The following is an 18,718-nucleotide window of genomic DNA, read 5'->3' on the forward strand; positions in this document are numbered from 1 at the left end:
TCAATGTCCTGTTACGGTCAGGCCTGGAAAGCTGATCAGCGACAGTATCTGCTCGGCGATCATCTTCTGGCCTGTGATGGTGAAATGAATGCCGTCGTCGACCCGCACCTTCACCCGCTTGCCCTGCGCGGTCTGCACCGTGTACGCGAAGCTGGCGTCGGCGTAGCCGAGGATCGGGTTGGCCGACACGTAGTACTGGCCGTACAGCGCGGTCTGCTCCTGGTAGAGCCCGCTGAGGTAACCCATGGCGGTGGACAGCCGCGCCTTCTCCATGTTCGGCGGCCCGACCCAGATAACCTGCACGTTGTGCGTGCGGGCCTGCTCGAGGATCGAATCGATCCGGGCGCGATAGGCCACCTCCCATTCCGGCGACTTGAAGCGCAGGAACGGCTTGCCTTTGCCCTGGGGCATGTCCCACGGGTCGTTGGGGCCGAGGAACACCACCATCAGGCGCACGTTCGGTTCGTGGTCGAGGGTCTCGGCCACGGTCTTCGGCCAGTTGAAGAAGCCCGGGTAGGCAAGGCCGGTGCTCTGCTTGCTGAGGTTGACGGTACGGATCTGGTAACGCTTGCGCAAGCTGTTGGCCAGGTGCGGGGCAACGCCCTGCATCAGCGAATCGCCGACCAGGAACACCTCGTCACCAGCGGCCAGGGAGGCCACGGTGCCCGGTTGCAGCAATACCGGCGCCGGGGCGGGTGCTGGAGTTGCCGCTGGCATTGGCGCTGACGCCGGCACTGCCGCGACGGACGGGGTTACAGCGACGGGCGGGGGCACGTGAACAGGCGCCGGCGTGTGCGCCGCACCGTGCGGCAGCGGTTTGGCCAGCGCCGCCGGGGTCTGCAGGTCGACCGAGACCACCGGCATCGGCGCGGGCAGGACCTCGGGCAGCGGCGCTTCGGCTACCTGCGGCGCCGGCTGCAGGCGCTCGAGCAGCTCGTCACGGCGGGCCTCCAGCAGCGCCGTCAGTTGCGCCCCCGTGCGCCAGGCCGGCATCTGCCCCAGCAGCGGGATTTCGCAGCTCTGGTGGTACTTCTGCTGGCAGTAGAGTTTGATCGAGTCCTGGTTCAGCCAGAACAGCAGTGCGGTGGTGACCACGATCGCGTACAGGCCGCGGGCAGCGCCCATCTGTACCTGGAACAGCTGTTTGCTATCAGAAGCTTGCATAGATGAACCCCGGCACGCCCGACTGCGAAGCGAAAATCACCAGCGACACACCGACCCCGAGCGGGATCGGGTACAGCTGCCACGGCAGGCGCTGGAAGGCCGCGCCACTCTGGCGCAGCAGCGCCAGCCATTGTGGATAACTGACCACGAACAGCACGCAGGCCAGCAGCATCAGGCCCGTGGCACTGTTCAGGCCCACCAGGCTCAGCTGGGCGATGTCGCCGAGCATCTCCAGCGCGCCCTCCAATGTCGGGCTGCGGAAGAAGATCCAGGCGAAGGCCACGTAGTGGAAGGTCATCAACCGCGCCAGCAAGCCCGATCCCGGCAGATTGGCGAACCCCGGGCACCACTGGCTGAACAGCTTGGAGATAGCCAGGCCCATGCCGTGCAGCGCGCCCCAGATGATGAAGTTCACGCTCGCCCCGTGCCACAGCCCGGACACCAGCATCGCCAGCAGCATGTTCAGGTTGCCGCGCCATACGCCCTGGCGGTTGCCGCCCAGCGGGATATAGACGTAGTCGCGGATGAAGCGCGACAGGCTGATGTGCCAGCGCCCCCAGAACTCCTTGAGGTTGTGTGCGGCATACGGCGCGTCGAAGTTGTCCGGCAGGCGGAACCCCAGCAACAAGGCGATGCCGGTGACCAGGTTGGTGTAGCCGCTGAAGTTGAAGTAGATCAGCAGGCTGTAGCCGTACACGCTCAACAGCACCTGCTCGGGGGTGGCGCTGCCTGGGGTGTCGAACACCGGGTCCACCCACTCGCTGCCCAGCCAGGCACTGAGGAAGAACAGCTTGACCACCGCCATCGCGATCAGCCCCAGTGCCCGCTGCGGCTCCAGCACCTGGCGCATGGCCGGCGGGCGGATCTGCGGCAGCATATGCAGGGCGCGGTTGACCGGCCCGGCCACCAGGCTGGGGAAGAACGCCAGGTACAAGGCCAGGTCCAGCGGCGCCGACGGCGCCAGCTCGCGCCGGTTGATCGACACCAGGTAGCTGACCGAATGGAAGGTATAGAACGACAGCCCGATCGGCACCAGCACTTCCAGCAACGGCAGCGCCACGTCGAACCCGGCGGTGGCCAGTGCGGCCTGCGCGCCTTCGACGAAGAACGCCTGGTACTTGAACAGGTAGAAACAGCCCAGCACCAGCGTCAACAGCAGCACGCGGCTAAACCAGCGCCCAGGGTAGCGCCCCGCCAGCAGGCCGAGCAGGTACACCAGCACACTGTAGCCCAGCAGGATGTAAAGCGACTGCAGGCTGAAGCTGGCCACCAGGCCATAGCTGGCCGTCAGCAGCAGCAGGTTCTGCAGCCGGACACTCCAGCACAGGCTCCAATAAAGCAGGAAGAACAGCGTGAAACAGAGGCCGAATTCGATCGAGAGGAAGCTCACAACGTAGTCCATTACATGACGTCGGGGAGGGAAGCCGCTGGCCTGCGGGCCAGAGCGCGCGGATTATGGCAGAGGGCCGCCACCCCCACAATTCGATTGCTTCGCAGATTGCAAGACGGGCCGTCGGGTACAAGTGCAACAAAATGCGACGAACCCGCCCTGCAATTTGCTCCCCCTGCCCCGCTCTGCTAGTGTCGCGCCGTTCTGGACACCACCGAGACTGTCGCCATGGCCCGCAAAAAAGCCTCCATCGATTTCGAACAATCCCTCGCCGACCTGCAAGCCCTGGTCGAGCGCCTGGAGAACGGCGAACTGTCGCTGGAAGAGTCGCTGGCCGCCTTCGAGCAAGGCATCGCCCTGACCCGCGATTGCCAGGGCGCCCTGGCTCAGGCCGAGCAGAAGGTGCAGATCCTGCTGGAGCGTGACGGCGAGCTGGCCGCGCAACCGTTCGACGCGGAGCCCGAGGCATGATCGCCCAGTACCAGGCAAGCGCCCAGGCCCGGGTCGACGCGGCCCTGGAACCCTTGTTCCAAGCCCCCTCAAAGGAGCTCGAGCGTCTCTACGCGGCCATGCGCTACAGCGTGATGAACGGCGGCAAGCGTGTGCGCCCGCTGCTGGCCTACGCCGCCTGCGAGGCCTTCGGTGTGCCGGCGGAGCAGGCCAACGGCGCCGCCTGCGCGGTTGAGCTGATCCATGCCTACTCACTGGTACACGACGACCTGCCGGCCATGGACGACGACGACCTGCGCCGCGGCCAGCCGACCACCCACAAGGCCTTCGACGAAGCGTGCGCGATCCTCGCCGGCGACGGTTTGCAAAGCCTGGCCTTCAGCGCCCTGCTCGATACGCGCCTGAGCCCGCAGCCCGACGCCATCCGCCTGCAGATGGTCCAGGCCTTGGCCAAGGCGGCCGGCCCTGCGGGCATGGTCGGCGGCCAAGCCATCGACCTCGGCTCGGTGGGCCTGAAGCTCGACCAGAAAGCCTTGGAGTACATGCACCGGCACAAGACCGGCGCGCTGATCGAAGCCAGCGTGCGCCTCGGCGCCCTGGCCAGCGCCCGCGCCGGGCAGGTCCAGCTCGATTTGCTGCAGACTTATGCACAGGCCATCGGCCTGGCGTTCCAGGTGCAGGACGATATCCTCGACGTGGAGAGCGACACCGCCACCCTGGGCAAACGCCAGGGCGCCGATATCGCCCGCGACAAGCCGACCTACCCGGCGCTGCTCGGGCTGGAGGCGGCCAAAGCCTATGCTCTGGAGCTGCGCGACCAGGCGCTGGCCGCGCTGGCAGGCTTTGGCGAGAATGCCGAACCACTGCGGGCGCTGGCCCGCTACATCGTCGAACGCCGCCACTGAGGCACCCGTGGGAGCATCGGCGCACCGCCGCTCCCACGCTGATCAACGACACCTTGGCCACACCCGACTGAATGGGCAGCTTTTCCTACAATGGGGTAAACTGCCGCGTCTTCACACCTATAACGACTCGCCTGATGCCCACGACGTTTCAAGAGATCCCCCGCGAACGCCCGGTCACGCCGCTGCTGGACCGCGCCGACACGCCCGCCGGCCTGCGCCGGCTGGCCGAAGCCGACCTGGAGACCCTGGCCGACGAGCTGCGCCAGGACCTGCTCTATACCGTCGGGCAGACCGGTGGGCATTTTGGTGCGGGCCTGGGCGTCATCGAGCTGACGATCGCCCTGCACTACGTCTTCGACACCCCGGATGACCGGCTGGTGTGGGACGTCGGCCACCAGGCCTACCCGCACAAGATCCTCACCGGCCGGCGCGAGCGCATGCTCAGCCTGCGCCAGAAGGACGGCATCGCCGCCTTCCCGCGCCGCAGCGAGAGCGAGTACGACACCTTCGGCGTTGGCCACTCCAGCACCTCGATCAGCGCCGCGCTGGGCATGGCCATCGCCGCCCGCCTGCAGAACGACCCGCGCAAGTCGATCGCGGTGATCGGCGACGGCGCGCTGACCGCCGGCATGGCCTTCGAGGCGCTGAACCACGCCCAGGAAGTCAACGCCGACATGCTGGTGATCCTCAACGACAACGACATGTCGATTTCGCGCAATGTCGGCGGCCTGTCCAACTACCTGGCCAAGATCCTCTCCAGCCGCACCTACGCGAGCATGCGCGAAGGCAGCAAGAAAGTGCTGTCGCGCCTGCCCGGTGCCTGGGAAATCGCCCGCCGCACCGAGGAGTACGCCAAAGGCATGCTGGTGCCGGGCACGCTGTTCGAGGAACTGGGCTGGAACTACATCGGCCCGATCGACGGCCACGACCTGCCGACCCTGATCGCCACCCTGCGCAACATGCGCGACCTCAAGGGCCCGCAGTTCCTCCACGTGGTGACCAAGAAGGGCAAGGGCTTCGCCCCGGCCGAGGTCGACCCGATCGGCTACCACGCCATCACCAAGCTGGAGCCGGCCGACAAGCCGGTCGCGCCGAAGAAGACCAGCGGCCCGAAGTACGCCTCGGTGTTCGGCCAGTGGCTCTGCGACATGGCCGCCGCCGACAATCGCCTGGTGGGCATCACCCCGGCGATGAAGGAAGGCTCGGACCTGATCGACTTCAGCGAACGCTACCCGGAGCGCTACTTCGACGTCGCCATCGCCGAGCAGCACGCGGTCACCCTGGCCGCGGGCATGGCCTGCGAGGGTGCCAAGCCGGTGGTGGCGATCTACTCGACCTTCCTGCAACGCGCCTATGACCAGCTGATCCACGACGTGGCGGTACAGGACCTCGATGTGCTGTTTGCCATCGACCGCGCCGGCCTGGTCGGCGAGGACGGCCCGACCCACGCCGGCGCCTACGACCTGTCCTACCTGCGCTGCATCCCCGGCATGCTGGTGATGACCCCGAGCGACGAGAACGAGCTGCGCAAGATGCTCAGCACCGGCCACCACTACAAGGGCCCGGCCGCCGTGCGCTACCCACGCGGCACCGGCCCGAATGCGCCGATCAGCGGCGATCTGGAGCCACTGGACATCGGCAAGGGCGTGGTCCGCCGCCAGGGTGGCAAGGTCGCCCTGCTCGTGTTCGGCGTACAGCTGGCCGCAGCCCTGCAGGTGGCCGAGCAGATCGATGCCACCGTGGTCGACATGCGTTTCGTCAAGCCACTGGACGAGGCACTGGTGCTGGAAATGGCCGCCAGCCATGAGCTGCTGGTGACCATCGAAGAGAATGCCATCATGGGTGGCGCCGGCGCAGCGGTCGGCGAGTTCCTCGCCCGCGAAGCGGTGGTCAAGCCGCTGCTGCACCTGGGGCTGCCGGATATCTATGTCGAGCATGCCAAGCCTGCGCAGATGCTGGCCGAGTGCGGGCTGGATGCGGCAGGGATCGAAGCCTCCGTCAAAACCCGAATGGCCAAGCTCGGACTGTAAGGCCGTATCGCGGGGCAAGTCGCGGCGGTGCGCCGATGGGACTTGCCCCGCGATTGCAATGGAACTGCCCCATGAAGATCCGCGCCCTCCCCCTGCTCTGCCTCCCCGCCGCCGCCCTGGCAGCCGAACCTTCCCGCGATGACGCCCTCAAGCTTCCCGACGTGCTGATCAGCGCCAGCCGCCAGGTCGAGTCGCGTACCGCCACCAGCGCCGCCAACACGGTGTTCACCCGTGCCGACATCGACCGCCTGCAACCCAGCAGCGTCACCGATCTGCTCGCCCGCGTGCCCGGCGTGCAGGTCGCGCCCACCGGCGGTCGCGGCAGCCTGCCGGGCATCTTCGTGCGCGGCACCAAGGCCGCCCAGACCCTGGTGCTGGTTGATGGCGTGCGCATCGCCAACGCCACCTCCGGCGACAGCGGCCTGCAGTTTCTCGGCATCGACCAGATCGAACGGGTGGAAGTGCTGCGCGGCTCGCGCTCGGCGGTTTACGGCAGCGACGCCATCGGCGGGGTGATCCAGATCTTCACCCGGCGTGGCGAGGGCCAAGGCCTGCAACCGCGCCTGCGCCTGGCGGCCGGCAGCAACCAGACCTGGCAGCGCAGCCTGGGCCTGTCCGGTGGCGATGGCGCGACCCGCTTCAACCTCGGCGCCAGCCTGGACGAGACGGCCGGCATCGATTCGACCGGGCCGTCGTATGCCAGCGATGGCGACCATGACGCCTATCGCAACCGCTCGCTGAACCTGAGCTTGAGCCACAGCTTCAACGAGCGCTTCGAAGCGGGCTTGAACCTGCTCGACAGCCGTGGGCGCAGTGAATACGACAATCCTTATGGGCGGCTGGATGAAACCACCTATCTGAGTTATCCACAGCAGCCCTACACCGATTTCAGCGTCAGCAGCCTGGGCACCTGGTTCGACGCCCAGCTGAGCGACACCTGGCACTCCAGGTTGGAACTTGGCCACAGCGAAAACCGTGACGACAAGCGTGACAAGATGAGCGACGAGCGCTTCATCTACAACACCTACCGTGACCAGGTCACTTGGCAGAACGATTTCACACTCGACGAGCGCAACCAGCTGATGCTGGGTGGCGACTGGTACCAGGACCGCTTCCACGGTACGGCGAACTTCAGCGAGGACAGCCGCTGGAACCGCGCAGCCTTCGCCCAGTACCGCTTTGCCGGGGACAGCTTCTCGAGCGAACTGGGTGTACGCCAGGACCGTAACCAGCAATTCGGCGACCAGACCACCTGGAATGCCAGCCTCACTGTCCCGCTGAACCCTCGCAACGACGTGCTGCTCTCCTACAGCGAGGGCTTTCGCGCCCCGACCTTCAACGATCTCTACGATGTGCAGTACGGCAACCCGGACCTGCGCCCCGAGCACTCGAAAAGCTACGAACTGCAATGGCGCAGCCAGCTGGCCAGTGATACACGGCTGGAAGCCTCGCTGTATCGCACCGACCTGCGCGACGCAATCAACTACGACCCCGAGCGTAGGCGGCCCGGCAATGTCGAAAATGCGCGAATCAATGGCATGGAGCTGTCGCTGCAGCAGGAATGGGCCGGTTGGACCTCTCAGTTGGGCCTAAGCCTGGTCGACCCGCGTGACCGGGAAAGCGGCCATACCCTTCAACGCCGCGCTCGTCGCACGTTGAGCCTGGATGTGGATCGACAATTTGCTCGCTACAGCGTGGGGGCCAGCTGGCAGGCCGTCAGTGGTAGCTACGACGATCCGTCCAACAATCGGCGCATGGGGGGCTATGGGTTGCTCGGCCTACGTGGCGGCATGGCCCTGACAGACGAGGTGAAGGTGGAGCTGAAGCTGGACAATCTGCTGGACAAGCAATACAGCCGCGCCCTCTACAGCTACGACGGCAGTTGGCACGGCTATCGCGAAGAAGGACGCACCTGGCTGTTGAGCCTTACCTGGACACCGGCGCTCTAGCATCGAGCAACGCACACAGCCGAGCAGTGGCCTCGATCATCTGCCCGCTGGGCCGCTCCAGGCCCTTGTCCGGCACCACCAGCAAACGCTCGCCCTTCACCGCGCTCAGCCGCGGCCAGTTGCGCCAACTGGCCAGTTGCGCCTCATCGCCCGCCAGGATCACCTCCGGGTCGCGCAGCAACACCGACTCCACACTGACCTGCGGGGCGGGCTGGGCCAGGTCATCGAACACATTGCGCGCCCCGCACACGCGCAAGGCGTCGCTGACCACCTGGCGGCCACCCAAGGTGTACAGCGGCTTGTCCCAGACCTGGTAGAACACCCGCAGCGGCGCCTCACGCCGGTAGCGGTCGCGCAGCCCCTGCAACCGCTCACGCAGGCTGGCGGCATAGGCGCGGCCTTGCTGGTCACGGCCAATACGTTGGGCGATGGCTTCGATCTGGTCGATCAACTGGTCGAGGTTGCCGGGCTCGCCGCTGAACGTGGCGATGCCCAGGCGCCTGAGCTGGTCGCGCTGGGCTGGCGGCACGCTGCCGGGCCACAGCAGCAAGAGGTCGGGCTCAAGGCTTAACAGGCGCTCCATGTCGAGCTGGCCATGGCGGCCGACGGAAGGCAACCGGGCCAGCGCCGGCGGACGCTCGCCGCCATCGAGCACACCGACCAGCAACTCGCCGGCTCGTAGCTCCAGGACAATCTCGGTCATCGACGGCGCCAGGCTGACCACCCGCGGCGCGGCCTCGGCCACGGCGCCGAGACACAGCAGCAAAAACCCGGCGAACAGCGCCCGCATCAGCCGAGCTGGCGTGGGATGCGATAGAGGTACAGCAGCACCACGGTGGACAGGGCGAGGAGAATCTGCGGTACCGCCTCCAACCCGACCAGCACCGACAGCGCGGCAACCCAGGCCGGGAAGCAGGCGAACAGCATGGCCAGGCGGCGCACGCGGGCCAGCTCGATCCAGGCCGCCGGTTCTTCGGCGCTGCCCAATACCTTATCGGTGGCGATCAACGCCCGCTTGTACGCGCTGAAGCGCGGCAGGCTGAGGAACATGCTGGCGGCACCGGCGATGAACAGCGGCATGGCCAGCACCGGGATCAGCGCCTCGCCGTCACCAAAGGCCCAGGCCATCACCGGCAGCGGCAGCAACCCCACGGCCAGATACTGCCACCAGGCCAGCGCCAGCCGCCGCTTCACCTCTGTGCGCGTCACGCCTGGGGCACCTCGCCCTGGTGCTTGTTGCCCATCATGTGGCCGAGCTTGTCGGCCTTGGTGGCCAGGTACAGGCGGTTGTGCGGGTTGTGGCCAGTGTGCAGCGGCACGCGCTCGGCGACCTTGATGCTCATGTCGGTCAGCGCCTTTACCTTGCGCGGGTTGTTGGTCATCAGACGCAGCGACTTCACGCCCAGGTGCTCGAGCATCGGCAGGCACATGGCGTAGTCACGCTGGTCGGCGGCGAAGCCCAGGCGCTCGTTGGCCTCGACGGTATCGGCACCGCCGTCTTGCAGTTCGTAGGCGCGGATCTTGTTCAGCAGGCCGATGCCACGGCCTTCCTGGCGCAGGTACAGCAGTACACCCCGGCCTTCACGGGCGATGGCCTGCAATGCGGCCTCCAGCTGCGAGCCGCAGTCGCAACGCTGGCTGAACAGCGCATCGCCAGTCAGGCATTCGGAGTGCAGACGCCCCAGCACCGGCTCGCCGTCGGCGATATCACCCAGGCTGAGCACCACGTGCTCGCGGCCAGTGGCTTCGTCGAGGAAGCCATGCATGGTGAAGGTCGCAAAGGGAGTCGGGAGTTTCGAGGCGGCAACAAAGACGACGGGCACGTTGTGCTCCTGGGCAGTAGGATTTTTCAGATCGGCCGATTGTATCAGCAGCCCGGCGCAGGTGCGCAGGAGGAATATCGTGGCTTAAGATCGAAAAGTTAGATGCATATGGCCGCACACCGGCCCCTGCGGGAGCGGACTGCGGGGCATTTATTGATGAGGCAGGTGATCATCCGTAAACGGATAAGGCTGCTTCCAGCGCTCAAAGATCGGCTTCAGCTCGCCGCTGCGCACCAGTTGCTCCATGCGCCGGTCGAACAGGTCGCGCAGGACTTTTCCCTGCTCACTGTGGGTGAAGGCCAGGTACAACGGCAGCTCGGCGACATGGGTGCGGCGAAAGCGCGTGGCATCGGGCGCCTGGCCAAGCACATAGTCGACCTCGGCGAGCGCATCGATGTAGAAGTCGACCCGGTCATGTTCGAGCATCGGCAGGATGCCCTCGCGACGCTGGATCTCGCGGAAGTTATGGATCCCGGGCAGATAGCTGGCGTAGTCGTAGCCGCGCACCCAGGCCAGCCGGTACTGGCCGATGGTCTCGAGCGTTGGCACCGGCTTGTCGACCAGGCCCAGGGCATAGATATGGTCCTGGTCGAAGTACCACTGCGGATACAGGTTGTCGGCGTTCTCTTCCTTGTAGGAGCCGACCCAGGCATCCGCCTCGCCGCGCTTCACCAGCCCGACGGCGCGGCTGTAGGGCGCGCTCTTGACCACGACCTTGACCCCGGCCGGCTCGAACACCTTGCGCAACACGTCCCAGGCCAGCCCGCTGCCATCGGCATTGGTGTAGTCGACCCACGCCTCGCTGACCAGACGCACCTGCGCCGGCGCCTCCTGGGCCATCGCACCCGGCCCCGCGACCAACAGCATCGATGCCAGCACCACAGCCTTCAGGCCCATCGCAACGCTCCCTGTATCAGGCCACCGCCCACACCAGAACCTGCATGCCCAGCCAGGCGAACACGCCGGCCAGGATATCGTCGAGCATGATCCCGAACCCACCATGCACATGGCGGTCGACCCAGCGGATCGGCCACGGCTTGAGGATGTCGAAGAAGCGGAACATCAGGAACCCCGCCAGCAGCCACTGCCAACCTTCCGGCACCAGCCACAGGGTGATCCACATGCCGACGATCTCGTCCCAGACAATGCCCTCGTGGTCGTGCACGCGCAAGTCGTTGGCCACCTTGCCGCACAACCACACGCCGAACAGCATGCTGATGCCCAGCAACAGCCAATAGCCCCAGTCGGGCAGCATCTGCCACAGCGGGATGAACGGCAGCGCCACCAGCGAACCCCAGGTTCCCGGGGCCTTGGGCAAAGTCCCGGAGCCGAAGCCGAAGGCGATGAAGTGCCACGGGTTGCGCCAGACCGAAGGCGGAACGAACTCCGCAGGCACCTGGTTGGGGTGGTCGGTCACGGTGTCTCCCTGAAATGTTGATAGCCCCGCTGCACGGGGGTGATGTCCTGGCCTTGCGGGTCACGCAAGGTCACGCCCTGGCCTTGCAGTACACGACCGATGACGTGCACCTCGCGGGCCAAGGCGGTCAGTGCGCTTTCCGGCAAGGTGAACGCCAGCACGTAGTCGTCACCACCGGTGAGCGCTGCATGCAAGGCCGCTTCTCTACCGAGGAAAGCCTGTAAAGGAGCAGACACGGGGACCTGCGCCAGGTTCACCTGCAGCGCAACGCCGGACGCCTTGGCGATATGCCCGCAGTCGGCCAGCAGGCCGTCGGAAATATCCAGCGCCGCCGTGGCCAGGCCGCGCAGGCGCTCGCCCAGTTGCAGTTGCGGCAAGGGCGACCAGTAATGCTCGAGCAATGGCCCGGCCACATCGGCAGCCGCCTCGCGTTCGCCCAGCACCAGCGGCAAGGCCCCCGCCGCGTTGCCCAGGAAACCACCGACACACAGCAGGTCGCCCGGCTGCGCGCCGCTGCGACGCAGCGCCTGGCCGGTCGGCACCCGGCCGAACACGGTCACGGTGATGCTCAACGGGCCGCGTGTAGTGTCGCCACCAATCAGGCTGATACCGCAGCGCGCGGCCATGCGGCCGAGGCCGTCGGCAAAGCCGGCAAGCCATTGCGCGCCGACCTGGGGCAGGGTGAGGGCAAGGGTGAAGCCGATGGCCGTGGCGCCCATGGCCGCCAGGTCGCTGACCGCCACGGCCAGCGAACGCTGGCCGAGCAGCAACGGGTCGCAGACTGCGGGGAAATGCACACCGGCCACGAGCGTGTCGGTGGAGATCGCCAGCTGCTCGCCGGCAGGCAGGTCCAGCAGGGCACAGTCGTCGCCGATCCCCAGGGCCACGCCCTCGCCGCCCTGCGCACAGGGCGCTGCGGCGAAGAAATGACGGATCAGCTCGAACTCACCCATGGCTCGTCAGCGCCGCGATCAGCGCTTGTTCGCCTTGACTTCCGCCTCACGCAGACGCGGAGCCAGCTTGTCGAGCACGCCGTTGACGAACTTGTGGCCGTCAGTGGCGCCGAACACCTTCGCCAGCTCCACACCTTCGTTGATGACGACGCGGTACGGCACGTCGACGCGCATCATGAATTCCCAGGTGGACAGGCGCAGCACGGCCAGCTCGACCGGGTCGAGCTCTTCCAGCGGCGTGTCCAGGCAAGGCTTGAGCGCCTCGTCGATCTCGGCCTTCTTCGCCGGGACCCCGTGCAGGATCTCGCGGAAGTAGGCGCCGTCGATATCGGTGAAATCGTTGTCGACCCGGAATTGCGCCTCGACCTCGTTCAGCGAATGCTTGGCCATGTGCCACTGGTAGAGCGCTTGCGTGGCGAGCTTGCGGGCTTCGCGACGCTTGGCGCTCTTCGAGGGCTTGCCGGCATCCGCGGGTTTTGGATCGCGCGGGTTGAAACGATCGCTTTCGTCGCTAATCACTTGGCCTCCAACTGCGCCAGCAGGCTGACCATTTCCAGAGCGGACAGGGCAGCTTCGGCACCTTTGTTGCCGGCCTTGGTGCCGGAACGCTCGATGGCCTGCTCGATGGAATCGACGGTCAGTACGCCGAAGGCCACCGGAACACCGAACTCCATGGACACCTGGGCCAGGCCCTTGGTGCACTCGCCCGCCACGTATTCGAAGTGCGGGGTACCGCCACGGATCACCGCGCCCAGGGCGACGATCGCGTCATAAGCGCCCTGTTGGGCGACTTTCTGTGCCACCAGCGGGATTTCGAACGCGCCCGGGGCACGGATGATGGTGATGTCGCTTTCGCTGACGCCGTGGCGTACCAGGGCATCGACTGCACCGCTTACCAGGCTTTCGACGACGAAGCTGTTGAAGCGGCCAACCACCAAAGCATAGCGACCTTTGGGGGCGATGAAGGTACCTTCGATGGTCTTCAGGGTCATTCCGGAGTTCTCATCTTCAAGAGCGAGGCCGCGCTGTGGCGGCCTCGGGAGGGTTTTGACTCGAGCTTAAGGGCGATCAGGCCGCCTCAAGTCACTCGGAGGGCACGTATTCTACAACTTCCAGATCGAATCCGGATATCGCATTGAACTTCATCGGCGAACTCATCAGGCGCATCTTGCGCACACCGAGGTCGCGCAGGATCTGCGAACCGGCACCGACGGTGCTGTAGGTGGTGGGAGCCTTGGGCTGCGCATCGCCCGCGCTTTCGCGGATGTGCGCCAGCAGCACGTCGCCGTCCAGCGGGTGGCCCAGCAGCAGGACCACGCCGCTGCCGGCCTCGGCCACCGCGGCCATGGCCGCGCGCAGGCTCCAGCGCCCCGGCTGCTTGACCAGCAGCAGGTCGCGCAGCGGGTCCATGTTGTGCACCCGTACCAGGGTCGGCTCTTCGGCGCAGATCTTGCCGAGCGTCAGGGCCATGTGCACGTCGCCTTCCACCGCGTCACGGTAGGTGACCAGGTTGAATTCGCCCAGCTCGCTCTCGATCGGCTGCTCGGACACGCGCTGCACGGTGCGCTCGTGGATCATGCGGTAGTGGATCAGGTCGGCGATGGTGCCGATCTTCAAGCCATGCTCGGCAGCGAACACTTCCAGCTCGGCGCGGCGCGACATGGTGCCGTCGTCGTTCATCACCTCGCAGATCACCCCGCTTGGCTCGAAACCGGCCATGCGCGCCAGGTCGCAGGCCGCCTCGGTGTGGCCGGCACGGGCCAGGGTGCCGCCGGGCTGGGCCATCAGCGGGAAGATATGCCCAGGGCTGACGATGTCCTCGGCCTTGGCGTCCTTGGCCGCAGCCGCCTGCACGGTGCGGGCGCGGTCGGCGGCGGAGATGCCGGTGGTGACGCCTTCGGCGGCCTCGATCGACACGGTGAACTTGGTGCCGAAGCCCGAACCGTTGCGCGGCGCCATCAGCGGCAGCTTCAGGGTTTCGCAGCGCTCGCGGGTCATCGGCATGCAGATCAGGCCACGGGCGTGCTTGGCCATGAAATTGATGTGCTCGGGCAGGCAGCACTCGGCCGCCATGATGATGTCGCCTTCGTTCTCGCGGTCTTCGTCATCCATGAGGATGACCATTTTGCCCTGGCGGATGTCTTCGACCAGTTCTTCGATGCTGTTGAGCGCCACGCGGCACCCCCTTCTCAATCAGGATTTCAAGAAGCCGTTGGCGGCCAGGAAGCTTTCGGTGATGCCACTGCCTTTGCTCGGCTCGGCGGCCTTGTCGCCCAGCAGCAGACGCTCCAGGTAACGGGCCAGCAGGTCGACCTCAAGGTTCACCCGACGCCCTGCGCGGTAGTCGGCCATGATGGTTTCGGACAGGGTGTGCGGGACGATGGTCAGCTCGAACTCGGCGCCATCGACTTCGTTGACCGTCAGGCTGGTGCCGTCGACGGTGATCGAGCCCTTGTGGGCGATGTACTTGGCCAGCTCCTTGGGCGCACGCACGCGGAACTGGATGGCGCGGGCGCTATCGGCGCGCGAGACGATCTCGCCGACACCGTCGACGTGGCCGCTGACCAGGTGGCCGCCCAGGCGGGTGGTCGGGGTCAGGGCCTTTTCCAGGTTGACCCGGCTGCCGCTCTTGAGGTCGATCATGGCCGTGCGCTTGAGGGTCTCGACGCTGACGTCGGCCCAGAAGCCGTCGCCGGGCAGCTCGACGGCGGTCAGGCACACGCCGTTGACCGCGATGCTGTCGCCAAGCTTGACGTCGGCCAGGTCGAGCTTGCCGGTCTCGACATAGACACGCACGTCACCGCCCTTGGGGGTGAGGCTGCGGATGGTGCCAATGGATTCGATGATGCCGGTGAACATGCTGTTCTCCTCAAGTACGGGCTGCGCGAAGCAAGCCAGGCATTATACGCCGGGGGCCGGCAGGGGGATGGCAGTGACTCGCCAGTCATCGCCGACCGCGCGCATGTCGGTAATCTTCAGCCGCGGCGCCTCGCTCATTTTCGACAACGGCCAGTCCAGCAGCGGACGGGCATCGGAGCCGAGGAAGGTGCCGGCGACGAACAACTGGTACTCGTCGACCAGGCCCTGGCGGGCGAAGGCGCCGACCAGGCCGGCGCCGGCTTCCAGGAGGATTTCGTTGACGCCGCGCCCGGCCAGCACCCGCAGCAGGGCCGGCAAGTCGACGCGGCCGTCGCTGCCGGGCAGGTCGAGCAGCTCATGACCGGCGGCGGCATAACGAGGGTCCTCGCCGGCGGCGGTCACCACCAGCGCCGGGCCGGCCTGGAAGAACGGCGCGTCCAGTGGCAGGCGCAGCCGCCCGTCGATCAGCACGCGCAGCGGCGGGCGCGACACGGCCAGGGCGGTGAGCGCCTCATCCAGGCCCAGTTCTTCGCCACGCACGGTCATGCGGGCGTTGTCGAACAGCACGCTTTCGGCGCTGGTCAGCACCACGCTGGACCGGGCGCGCAGGCGCTGGACCGCGGCACGGGCGGCGGGGCCGGTGATCCACTGGCTCTCGCCACTGGCCATGGCAGTGCGACCGTCCAGGCTCATCGCCAGCTTGGCGCGCACGAATGGCAGGCCGTGCTCCATACGTTTGAGGAAGCCTGGGTTGAGGGCGCGGGCCTCGGCTTCGAGCACCCCGCTGGCGACCTCGATGCCGGCCTCGCGCAGACGGCGCAGGCCATTGCCGGCCACTTGCGGGTTGGGGTCCTGCATGGCCGCCACCACCCGCGCCACCCCGGCGTTGACCAGGGCTTCGGCGCACGGCGGCGTGCGCCCATGGTGGCTGCAGGGCTCGAGGGTGACGTAGGCACAGGCGCCTCGGGCGCGCTCGCCGGCCTGGCGCAGGGCGTGAACCTCGGCGTGCGGCTCGCCAGCACGCACATGCCAGCCCTCGCCGACCACCTCGCCATCGCGCACGATCACGCAGCCCACGCGGGGGTTGGGGTGGGTGCTGTACAGGCCCTTGCGGGCCAGTTCCACGGCCCGGGCCATGTAGTGGGCGTCGAGAATGGTTTGGCTGGACATGCTTACTCTTTGGCTGGCTCGCGGGCCAGGCGGTCGATTTCTTCGCGGAATTCGTCGAGGTCCTGGAAACGCCGGTAGACCGAGGCGAATCGGATGTAGGCCACTTCGTCGAGCTTGCGCAGCTCGGCCATCACCATCTCACCGACCACCAGCGATTTCACTTCACGCTCGCCGGTGGCACGCAGGCGGCTCTTGATGTGCGCCAGCGCCGCTTCCAGGCGCTCGACGCTGACCGGGCGCTTTTCCAGCGCGCGCTGCATGCCGGCCCGCAGCTTGTCCTCATCGAAGGGCTGGCGCGTGCCGTCCTGCTTGATCAGCCGCGGCAGCACCAGCTCGGCGGTTTCGAAGGTGGTGAAACGTTCGCCGCAAGCGACGCACTCGCGACGGCGACGCACCTGTTCGCCCTCGGCGACCAGGCGCGAGTCGATGACCTTGGTGTCGTTGGCGCCGCAAAACGGACAGTGCATGGTGGCAGGCAACAAAAAAAGGGAGGGCCATGGTAGCGCATTGCACTGGCAAGACAAGCCAAAGGGTTTACCATCCATGCAAATCTGCCCGTGAAGGACGACCCCATGTACCCTCGAGCGCTCGTCGTGCTGTGTTGCGCCGCCCTGCTCGCCGCCTGCGGCAGCGACCGCCCCAAGCCGGAACAGGCCCCGGCGCCGGTGCCGGCCAAGGTGGCGAAGAAGACCGAACCCCTGGGCCCGCTGCCGGCCTACCAGCGCGAGCTGAGCGGTACCCTGATGGAAATCCCGGCAGGTGCCGATGTGGAGCTGGCCCTGCTGGTGATCGACGAGCGTGGCCGCCCGCAGCAACTGCTGGCCAGCAGCACCCTGAGCGGTACCGGCCAGGCCCTGCCCTACCGCCTGCGCTTCAACCCCGAAGCCTTCCCGGCCGGCGCCCGCGTCGAACTGCGCGGCCGCGCCAGCCGCTCCGGGCAACTGATCCTGCACCTGCCTCCGGTACCCATCGCCCAGGCCCAGACCCAGGCCACCGGCCCGCTGCGTTTCGAAAAGGCACCGTAGATGGCCCCGTTGGCCCTGCAGCAGGCCTTGAGCGGCCTGATCGGCGAAGCACGCCTGATCGTCAGTGAACTGCCCGAGTGCGACCTGAAACTCTGGTTGATCGACGACCAGAACATGGATCGCGCATTCAGCAGCGAGGAAACCCGGCGCATTCTCGAAGAGCCACCCTACTGGAGCTTCTGCTGGGCCAGCGGCCTGGCCATGGCGCGCTACCTGGCCGAGCAACCGCACTGGGTGCGTGGCAAGCGCGTGCTGGACTTCGGCGCCGGCTCCGGCATCGCCGGGATCGCCGCCGCCCGGGCCGGCGCGCTGGAGGTGGTGGCCTGCGACCTCGACCCGCTGGCCCTGGACGCCTGCCGCGCCAACGCCGCACTGAACGGCGTGACGCTGGGCTACAGCAGCGATTTCTTCGCCGAGGCCGACCGCTTCGACCTGATCCTGGTCGCCGATGTGCTCTACGACCGCGCCAACCTGCCGTTGCTGGACGCATTCCTCGGCCGTGGCCGCCAGGCGCTGGTGGCCGACTCGCGCGTGCGCGATTTCAACCATCCGCTGTACCGCCCGCTCGGCGTGCTGGAGGCGCTGACCCTGCCGGATCTGGCCGAGCCGCACGAATTCCGCCGGGTCAGCCTGTACCACGCCAGCCGCGAGCCCTTATAGTGGGGGCATTCACGGATTTGCGAGAGTTGCGATGAGCCAAGCGCCAGTTAACCAAAGCCTGCCCTATATCTTCGATGCCACCGATGCCAACTTCCAGCAACTGGTCATCGAGAACTCCTTCCACAAGCCGGTGCTGGTCGACTTCTGGGCCGAATGGTGCGCGCCGTGCAAGGCGCTGATGCCGCTGCTGGCGAAGATCGCCGAGGGCTACCAGGGCGAGCTGCTGCTGGCCAAGATCAACTGCGACGTCGAGCAGCAGATCGTCGCCCAGTTCGGCATCCGCAGCCTGCCGACCGTGGTGCTGTTCAAGGATGGCCAACCGGTCGACGGCTTTGCCGGCGCGCAGCCCGAGTCGGCCATCCGCGCGATGCTCGAACCCCATGTGCAGATGCCCGCGCCGCCCGCCGCCGCGCCGCTGGAGCAGGCCAAGGCGCTGTTCGCCGAGAGTCGTTTCAGCGAGGCAGAGGCCCTGCTGCAGGTGCTGCTGGGTGAAGACAACAGCAATGCCGAGGCGCTGATCCTCTACGCCCGCTGCCTGGCCGAACGCGGCGAGCTGGGCGAGGCCCAGGTGGTGCTCGACGCGGTCAAGACCGATGAGCACAAGGCCGCACTGGCCGGCGCCAAGGCCCAGCTGACCTTCCTGCGCCAGGCCGCCAGCCTGCCGGAAGCCGCGGAGCTGAAGAGCCGCCTGGCGCAGAATCCGCAGGATGACGAAGCAACCTACCAGCTGTGCATCCAGCAGTTGGCACGCCAGCAGTACGAGGCCGCGATGGATGGTCTGCTGAAGCTGTTCCAGCGCAACCGCGCCTACGAGAACGGCCTGCCGCAGAAGGCGCTGCTACAGGTGTTCGAGCTGCTGGGCACCGAGCATCCGCTGGTCAGTGTGTACCGCCGCAAGCTCTCTTCCGCGTTGTTCTGAGGCT

General features: G+C 66.8%; 21 protein-coding genes. 7 read left to right on the forward strand and 14 right to left on the reverse strand.

Annotated elements, in window-relative coordinates:
- Both DFS21_RS23885 and DFS21_RS23890 read right to left on the reverse strand, forming a co-directional pair.
- Positions 1 to 1,164, reverse strand: coding sequence for an SGNH family hydrolase (locus tag DFS21_RS23885; RefSeq protein WP_256591581.1), 1,164 nt, complete (start codon positions 1,162 to 1,164; stop codon positions 1 to 3).
- On the reverse strand, positions 1,151 to 2,566 hold the full coding sequence (locus tag DFS21_RS23890; RefSeq protein ID WP_111533275.1) for an MBOAT family protein: 1,416 nt from the start codon (positions 2,564 to 2,566) through the stop codon (positions 1,151 to 1,153). Before DFS21_RS23890 ends, DFS21_RS23885 begins: the two co-directional genes overlap by 14 nt.
- 216 nt (positions 2,567 to 2,782) lie before the next feature.
- Between DFS21_RS23890 and DFS21_RS23895 the strand changes: the two genes are divergently transcribed.
- The 4 genes from DFS21_RS23895 to DFS21_RS23910 all read left to right on the forward strand — a co-directional run bounded on the left by DFS21_RS23895 (position 2,783) and on the right by DFS21_RS23910 (position 7,888).
- Positions 2,783 to 3,025 carry an exodeoxyribonuclease VII small subunit gene (locus tag DFS21_RS23895; protein WP_011531978.1) on the forward strand — a complete coding sequence of 81 codons (243 nt, stop codon included), beginning with the start codon at positions 2,783 to 2,785 and terminating at the stop codon, positions 3,023 to 3,025.
- Positions 3,022 to 3,909: a (2E,6E)-farnesyl diphosphate synthase gene (ispA, locus tag DFS21_RS23900; RefSeq protein WP_110704193.1), complete on the forward strand. Its 888-nt coding sequence runs from the start codon at positions 3,022 to 3,024 to the stop codon at positions 3,907 to 3,909. The genes DFS21_RS23895 and ispA overlap by 4 nt, the downstream gene beginning before the upstream one ends.
- Before the next feature lie 134 nt (positions 3,910 to 4,043).
- On the forward strand, positions 4,044 to 5,939 hold the full coding sequence (gene dxs / locus DFS21_RS23905; protein ID WP_111533276.1) for a 1-deoxy-D-xylulose-5-phosphate synthase: 1,896 nt from the start codon (positions 4,044 to 4,046) through the stop codon (positions 5,937 to 5,939).
- A gap of 71 nt (positions 5,940 to 6,010) precedes the next feature.
- Positions 6,011 to 7,888, forward strand: a complete 1,878-nt coding sequence (locus DFS21_RS23910) for a TonB-dependent siderophore receptor (protein WP_111533277.1) — start codon at positions 6,011 to 6,013, stop codon at positions 7,886 to 7,888.
- On the opposite strand, the gene DFS21_RS23915 is transcribed toward DFS21_RS23910, so the two are convergent.
- The 12 genes from DFS21_RS23915 to nrdR form a co-directional block, all read right to left on the reverse strand.
- Complete coding sequence (locus tag DFS21_RS23915) at positions 7,866 to 8,678, reverse strand: cobalamin-binding protein (protein ID WP_111533278.1); 813 nt, start codon at positions 8,676 to 8,678, stop codon at positions 7,866 to 7,868. The genes DFS21_RS23910 and DFS21_RS23915 overlap by 23 nt on opposite strands.
- Positions 8,678 to 9,097 (reverse strand): MFS transporter, encoded by a 420-nt coding sequence (locus DFS21_RS23920; RefSeq protein WP_111533279.1) that lies wholly within the window; start codon positions 9,095 to 9,097, stop codon positions 8,678 to 8,680. Before DFS21_RS23920 ends, DFS21_RS23915 begins: the two co-directional genes overlap by 1 nt.
- On the reverse strand, positions 9,094 to 9,711 hold the full coding sequence (gene ribA / locus DFS21_RS23925) for a GTP cyclohydrolase II (RefSeq protein WP_023631163.1): 618 nt from the start codon (positions 9,709 to 9,711) through the stop codon (positions 9,094 to 9,096). Before ribA ends, DFS21_RS23920 begins: the two co-directional genes overlap by 4 nt.
- Before the next feature lie 150 nt (positions 9,712 to 9,861).
- The gene (locus DFS21_RS23930; RefSeq protein ID WP_110704203.1) at positions 9,862 to 10,608 is read right to left on the reverse strand and encodes an ABC transporter substrate-binding protein; all 747 of its coding nucleotides are present in this window, start codon (positions 10,606 to 10,608) and stop codon (positions 9,862 to 9,864) included.
- 16 nt (positions 10,609 to 10,624) lie between these two features.
- Positions 10,625 to 11,128 (reverse strand): phosphatidylglycerophosphatase A, encoded by a 504-nt coding sequence (locus tag DFS21_RS23935; protein WP_023632630.1) that lies wholly within the window; start codon positions 11,126 to 11,128, stop codon positions 10,625 to 10,627.
- Positions 11,125 to 12,081 carry a thiamine-phosphate kinase gene (gene thiL, locus DFS21_RS23940; RefSeq protein ID WP_111533280.1) on the reverse strand — a complete coding sequence of 319 codons (957 nt, stop codon included), beginning with the start codon at positions 12,079 to 12,081 and terminating at the stop codon, positions 11,125 to 11,127. Before thiL ends, DFS21_RS23935 begins: the two co-directional genes overlap by 4 nt.
- Before the next feature lie 18 nt (positions 12,082 to 12,099).
- Positions 12,100 to 12,600 carry a transcription antitermination factor NusB gene (nusB, locus tag DFS21_RS23945; RefSeq protein WP_023631200.1) on the reverse strand — a complete coding sequence of 167 codons (501 nt, stop codon included), beginning with the start codon at positions 12,598 to 12,600 and terminating at the stop codon, positions 12,100 to 12,102.
- On the reverse strand, positions 12,597 to 13,073 hold the full coding sequence (gene ribE / locus DFS21_RS23950) for a 6,7-dimethyl-8-ribityllumazine synthase (RefSeq protein WP_023631199.1): 477 nt from the start codon (positions 13,071 to 13,073) through the stop codon (positions 12,597 to 12,599). Before ribE ends, nusB begins: the two co-directional genes overlap by 4 nt.
- A 91-nt stretch (positions 13,074 to 13,164) precedes the next feature.
- Entirely contained in the window at positions 13,165 to 14,256 is a 1,092-nt protein-coding gene (ribBA, locus tag DFS21_RS23955; RefSeq protein WP_038707258.1) for a bifunctional 3,4-dihydroxy-2-butanone-4-phosphate synthase/GTP cyclohydrolase II, read from the reverse strand.
- A gap of 18 nt (positions 14,257 to 14,274) precedes the next feature.
- Positions 14,275 to 14,940, reverse strand: a complete 666-nt coding sequence (locus tag DFS21_RS23960) for a riboflavin synthase (protein WP_110704207.1) — start codon at positions 14,938 to 14,940, stop codon at positions 14,275 to 14,277.
- 42 nt (positions 14,941 to 14,982) lie between these two features.
- On the reverse strand, positions 14,983 to 16,110 hold the full coding sequence (ribD, locus tag DFS21_RS23965; protein WP_110704209.1) for a bifunctional diaminohydroxyphosphoribosylaminopyrimidine deaminase/5-amino-6-(5-phosphoribosylamino)uracil reductase RibD: 1,128 nt from the start codon (positions 16,108 to 16,110) through the stop codon (positions 14,983 to 14,985).
- A 2-nt stretch (positions 16,111 to 16,112) separates the two neighbouring features.
- A complete protein-coding gene (gene nrdR / locus DFS21_RS23970) occupies positions 16,113 to 16,577 on the reverse strand; it encodes a transcriptional regulator NrdR (protein ID WP_009685710.1) in 465 nt (154 codons plus the stop codon).
- A gap of 105 nt (positions 16,578 to 16,682) precedes the next feature.
- On the opposite strand from nrdR, the gene DFS21_RS23975 reads away from it, so the two are divergent.
- Genes DFS21_RS23975 through trxA form a run of 3 tightly spaced genes read left to right on the forward strand, consistent with a single transcriptional unit; the run spans position 16,683 to position 18,714 of the window.
- On the forward strand, positions 16,683 to 17,135 hold the full coding sequence (locus DFS21_RS23975; protein ID WP_038707256.1) for a YbaY family lipoprotein: 453 nt from the start codon (positions 16,683 to 16,685) through the stop codon (positions 17,133 to 17,135).
- On the forward strand, positions 17,136 to 17,795 hold the full coding sequence (locus DFS21_RS23980) for a methyltransferase (RefSeq protein ID WP_111533281.1): 660 nt from the start codon (positions 17,136 to 17,138) through the stop codon (positions 17,793 to 17,795). It begins immediately after the preceding gene.
- Between the two features lie 31 nt (positions 17,796 to 17,826).
- The gene (trxA, locus tag DFS21_RS23985) at positions 17,827 to 18,714 is read left to right on the forward strand and encodes a thioredoxin (protein WP_111533282.1); all 888 of its coding nucleotides are present in this window, start codon (positions 17,827 to 17,829) and stop codon (positions 18,712 to 18,714) included.
- Positions 18,715 to 18,718: the final 4 nt, after the last annotated feature.

The organism is Pseudomonas sp. 2848, assembly GCF_003253945.1.
Lineage (GTDB): Bacteria > Pseudomonadota > Gammaproteobacteria > Pseudomonadales > Pseudomonadaceae > Aquipseudomonas.

Bases quoted from the DNA above. Each gene is read 5' to 3' on its own strand.
- DFS21_RS23885 (WP_256591581.1), bottom strand. From the start codon at position 1,164: ATGCAAGCTTCTGATAGCAAACAGCTGTTCCAGGTACAGATGGGCGCT.
- DFS21_RS23890 (WP_111533275.1), bottom strand. From the start codon at position 2,566: ATGGACTACGTTGTGAGCTTCCTCTCGATCGAATTCGGCCTCTGTTTC.
- DFS21_RS23895 (WP_011531978.1), top strand. From the start codon at position 2,783: ATGGCCCGCAAAAAAGCCTCCATCGATTTCGAACAATCCCTCGCCGAC.
- ispA (WP_110704193.1), top strand. From the start codon at position 3,022: ATGATCGCCCAGTACCAGGCAAGCGCCCAGGCCCGGGTCGACGCGGCC.
- dxs (WP_111533276.1), top strand. From the start codon at position 4,044: ATGCCCACGACGTTTCAAGAGATCCCCCGCGAACGCCCGGTCACGCCG.
- DFS21_RS23910 (WP_111533277.1), top strand. From the start codon at position 6,011: ATGAAGATCCGCGCCCTCCCCCTGCTCTGCCTCCCCGCCGCCGCCCTG.
- DFS21_RS23915 (WP_111533278.1), bottom strand. From the start codon at position 8,678: ATGCGGGCGCTGTTCGCCGGGTTTTTGCTGCTGTGTCTCGGCGCCGTG.
- DFS21_RS23930 (WP_110704203.1), bottom strand. From the start codon at position 10,608: ATGGGCCTGAAGGCTGTGGTGCTGGCATCGATGCTGTTGGTCGCGGGG.
- thiL (WP_111533280.1), bottom strand. From the start codon at position 12,081: ATGGGTGAGTTCGAGCTGATCCGTCATTTCTTCGCCGCAGCGCCCTGT.
- ribE (WP_023631199.1), bottom strand. From the start codon at position 13,073: ATGACCCTGAAGACCATCGAAGGTACCTTCATCGCCCCCAAAGGTCGC.
- DFS21_RS23960 (WP_110704207.1), bottom strand. From the start codon at position 14,940: ATGTTCACCGGCATCATCGAATCCATTGGCACCATCCGCAGCCTCACC.
- ribD (WP_110704209.1), bottom strand. From the start codon at position 16,110: ATGTCCAGCCAAACCATTCTCGACGCCCACTACATGGCCCGGGCCGTG.
- nrdR (WP_009685710.1), bottom strand. From the start codon at position 16,577: ATGCACTGTCCGTTTTGCGGCGCCAACGACACCAAGGTCATCGACTCG.
- DFS21_RS23975 (WP_038707256.1), top strand. From the start codon at position 16,683: ATGTACCCTCGAGCGCTCGTCGTGCTGTGTTGCGCCGCCCTGCTCGCC.
- DFS21_RS23980 (WP_111533281.1), top strand. From the start codon at position 17,136: ATGGCCCCGTTGGCCCTGCAGCAGGCCTTGAGCGGCCTGATCGGCGAA.
- trxA (WP_111533282.1), top strand. From the start codon at position 17,827: ATGAGCCAAGCGCCAGTTAACCAAAGCCTGCCCTATATCTTCGATGCC.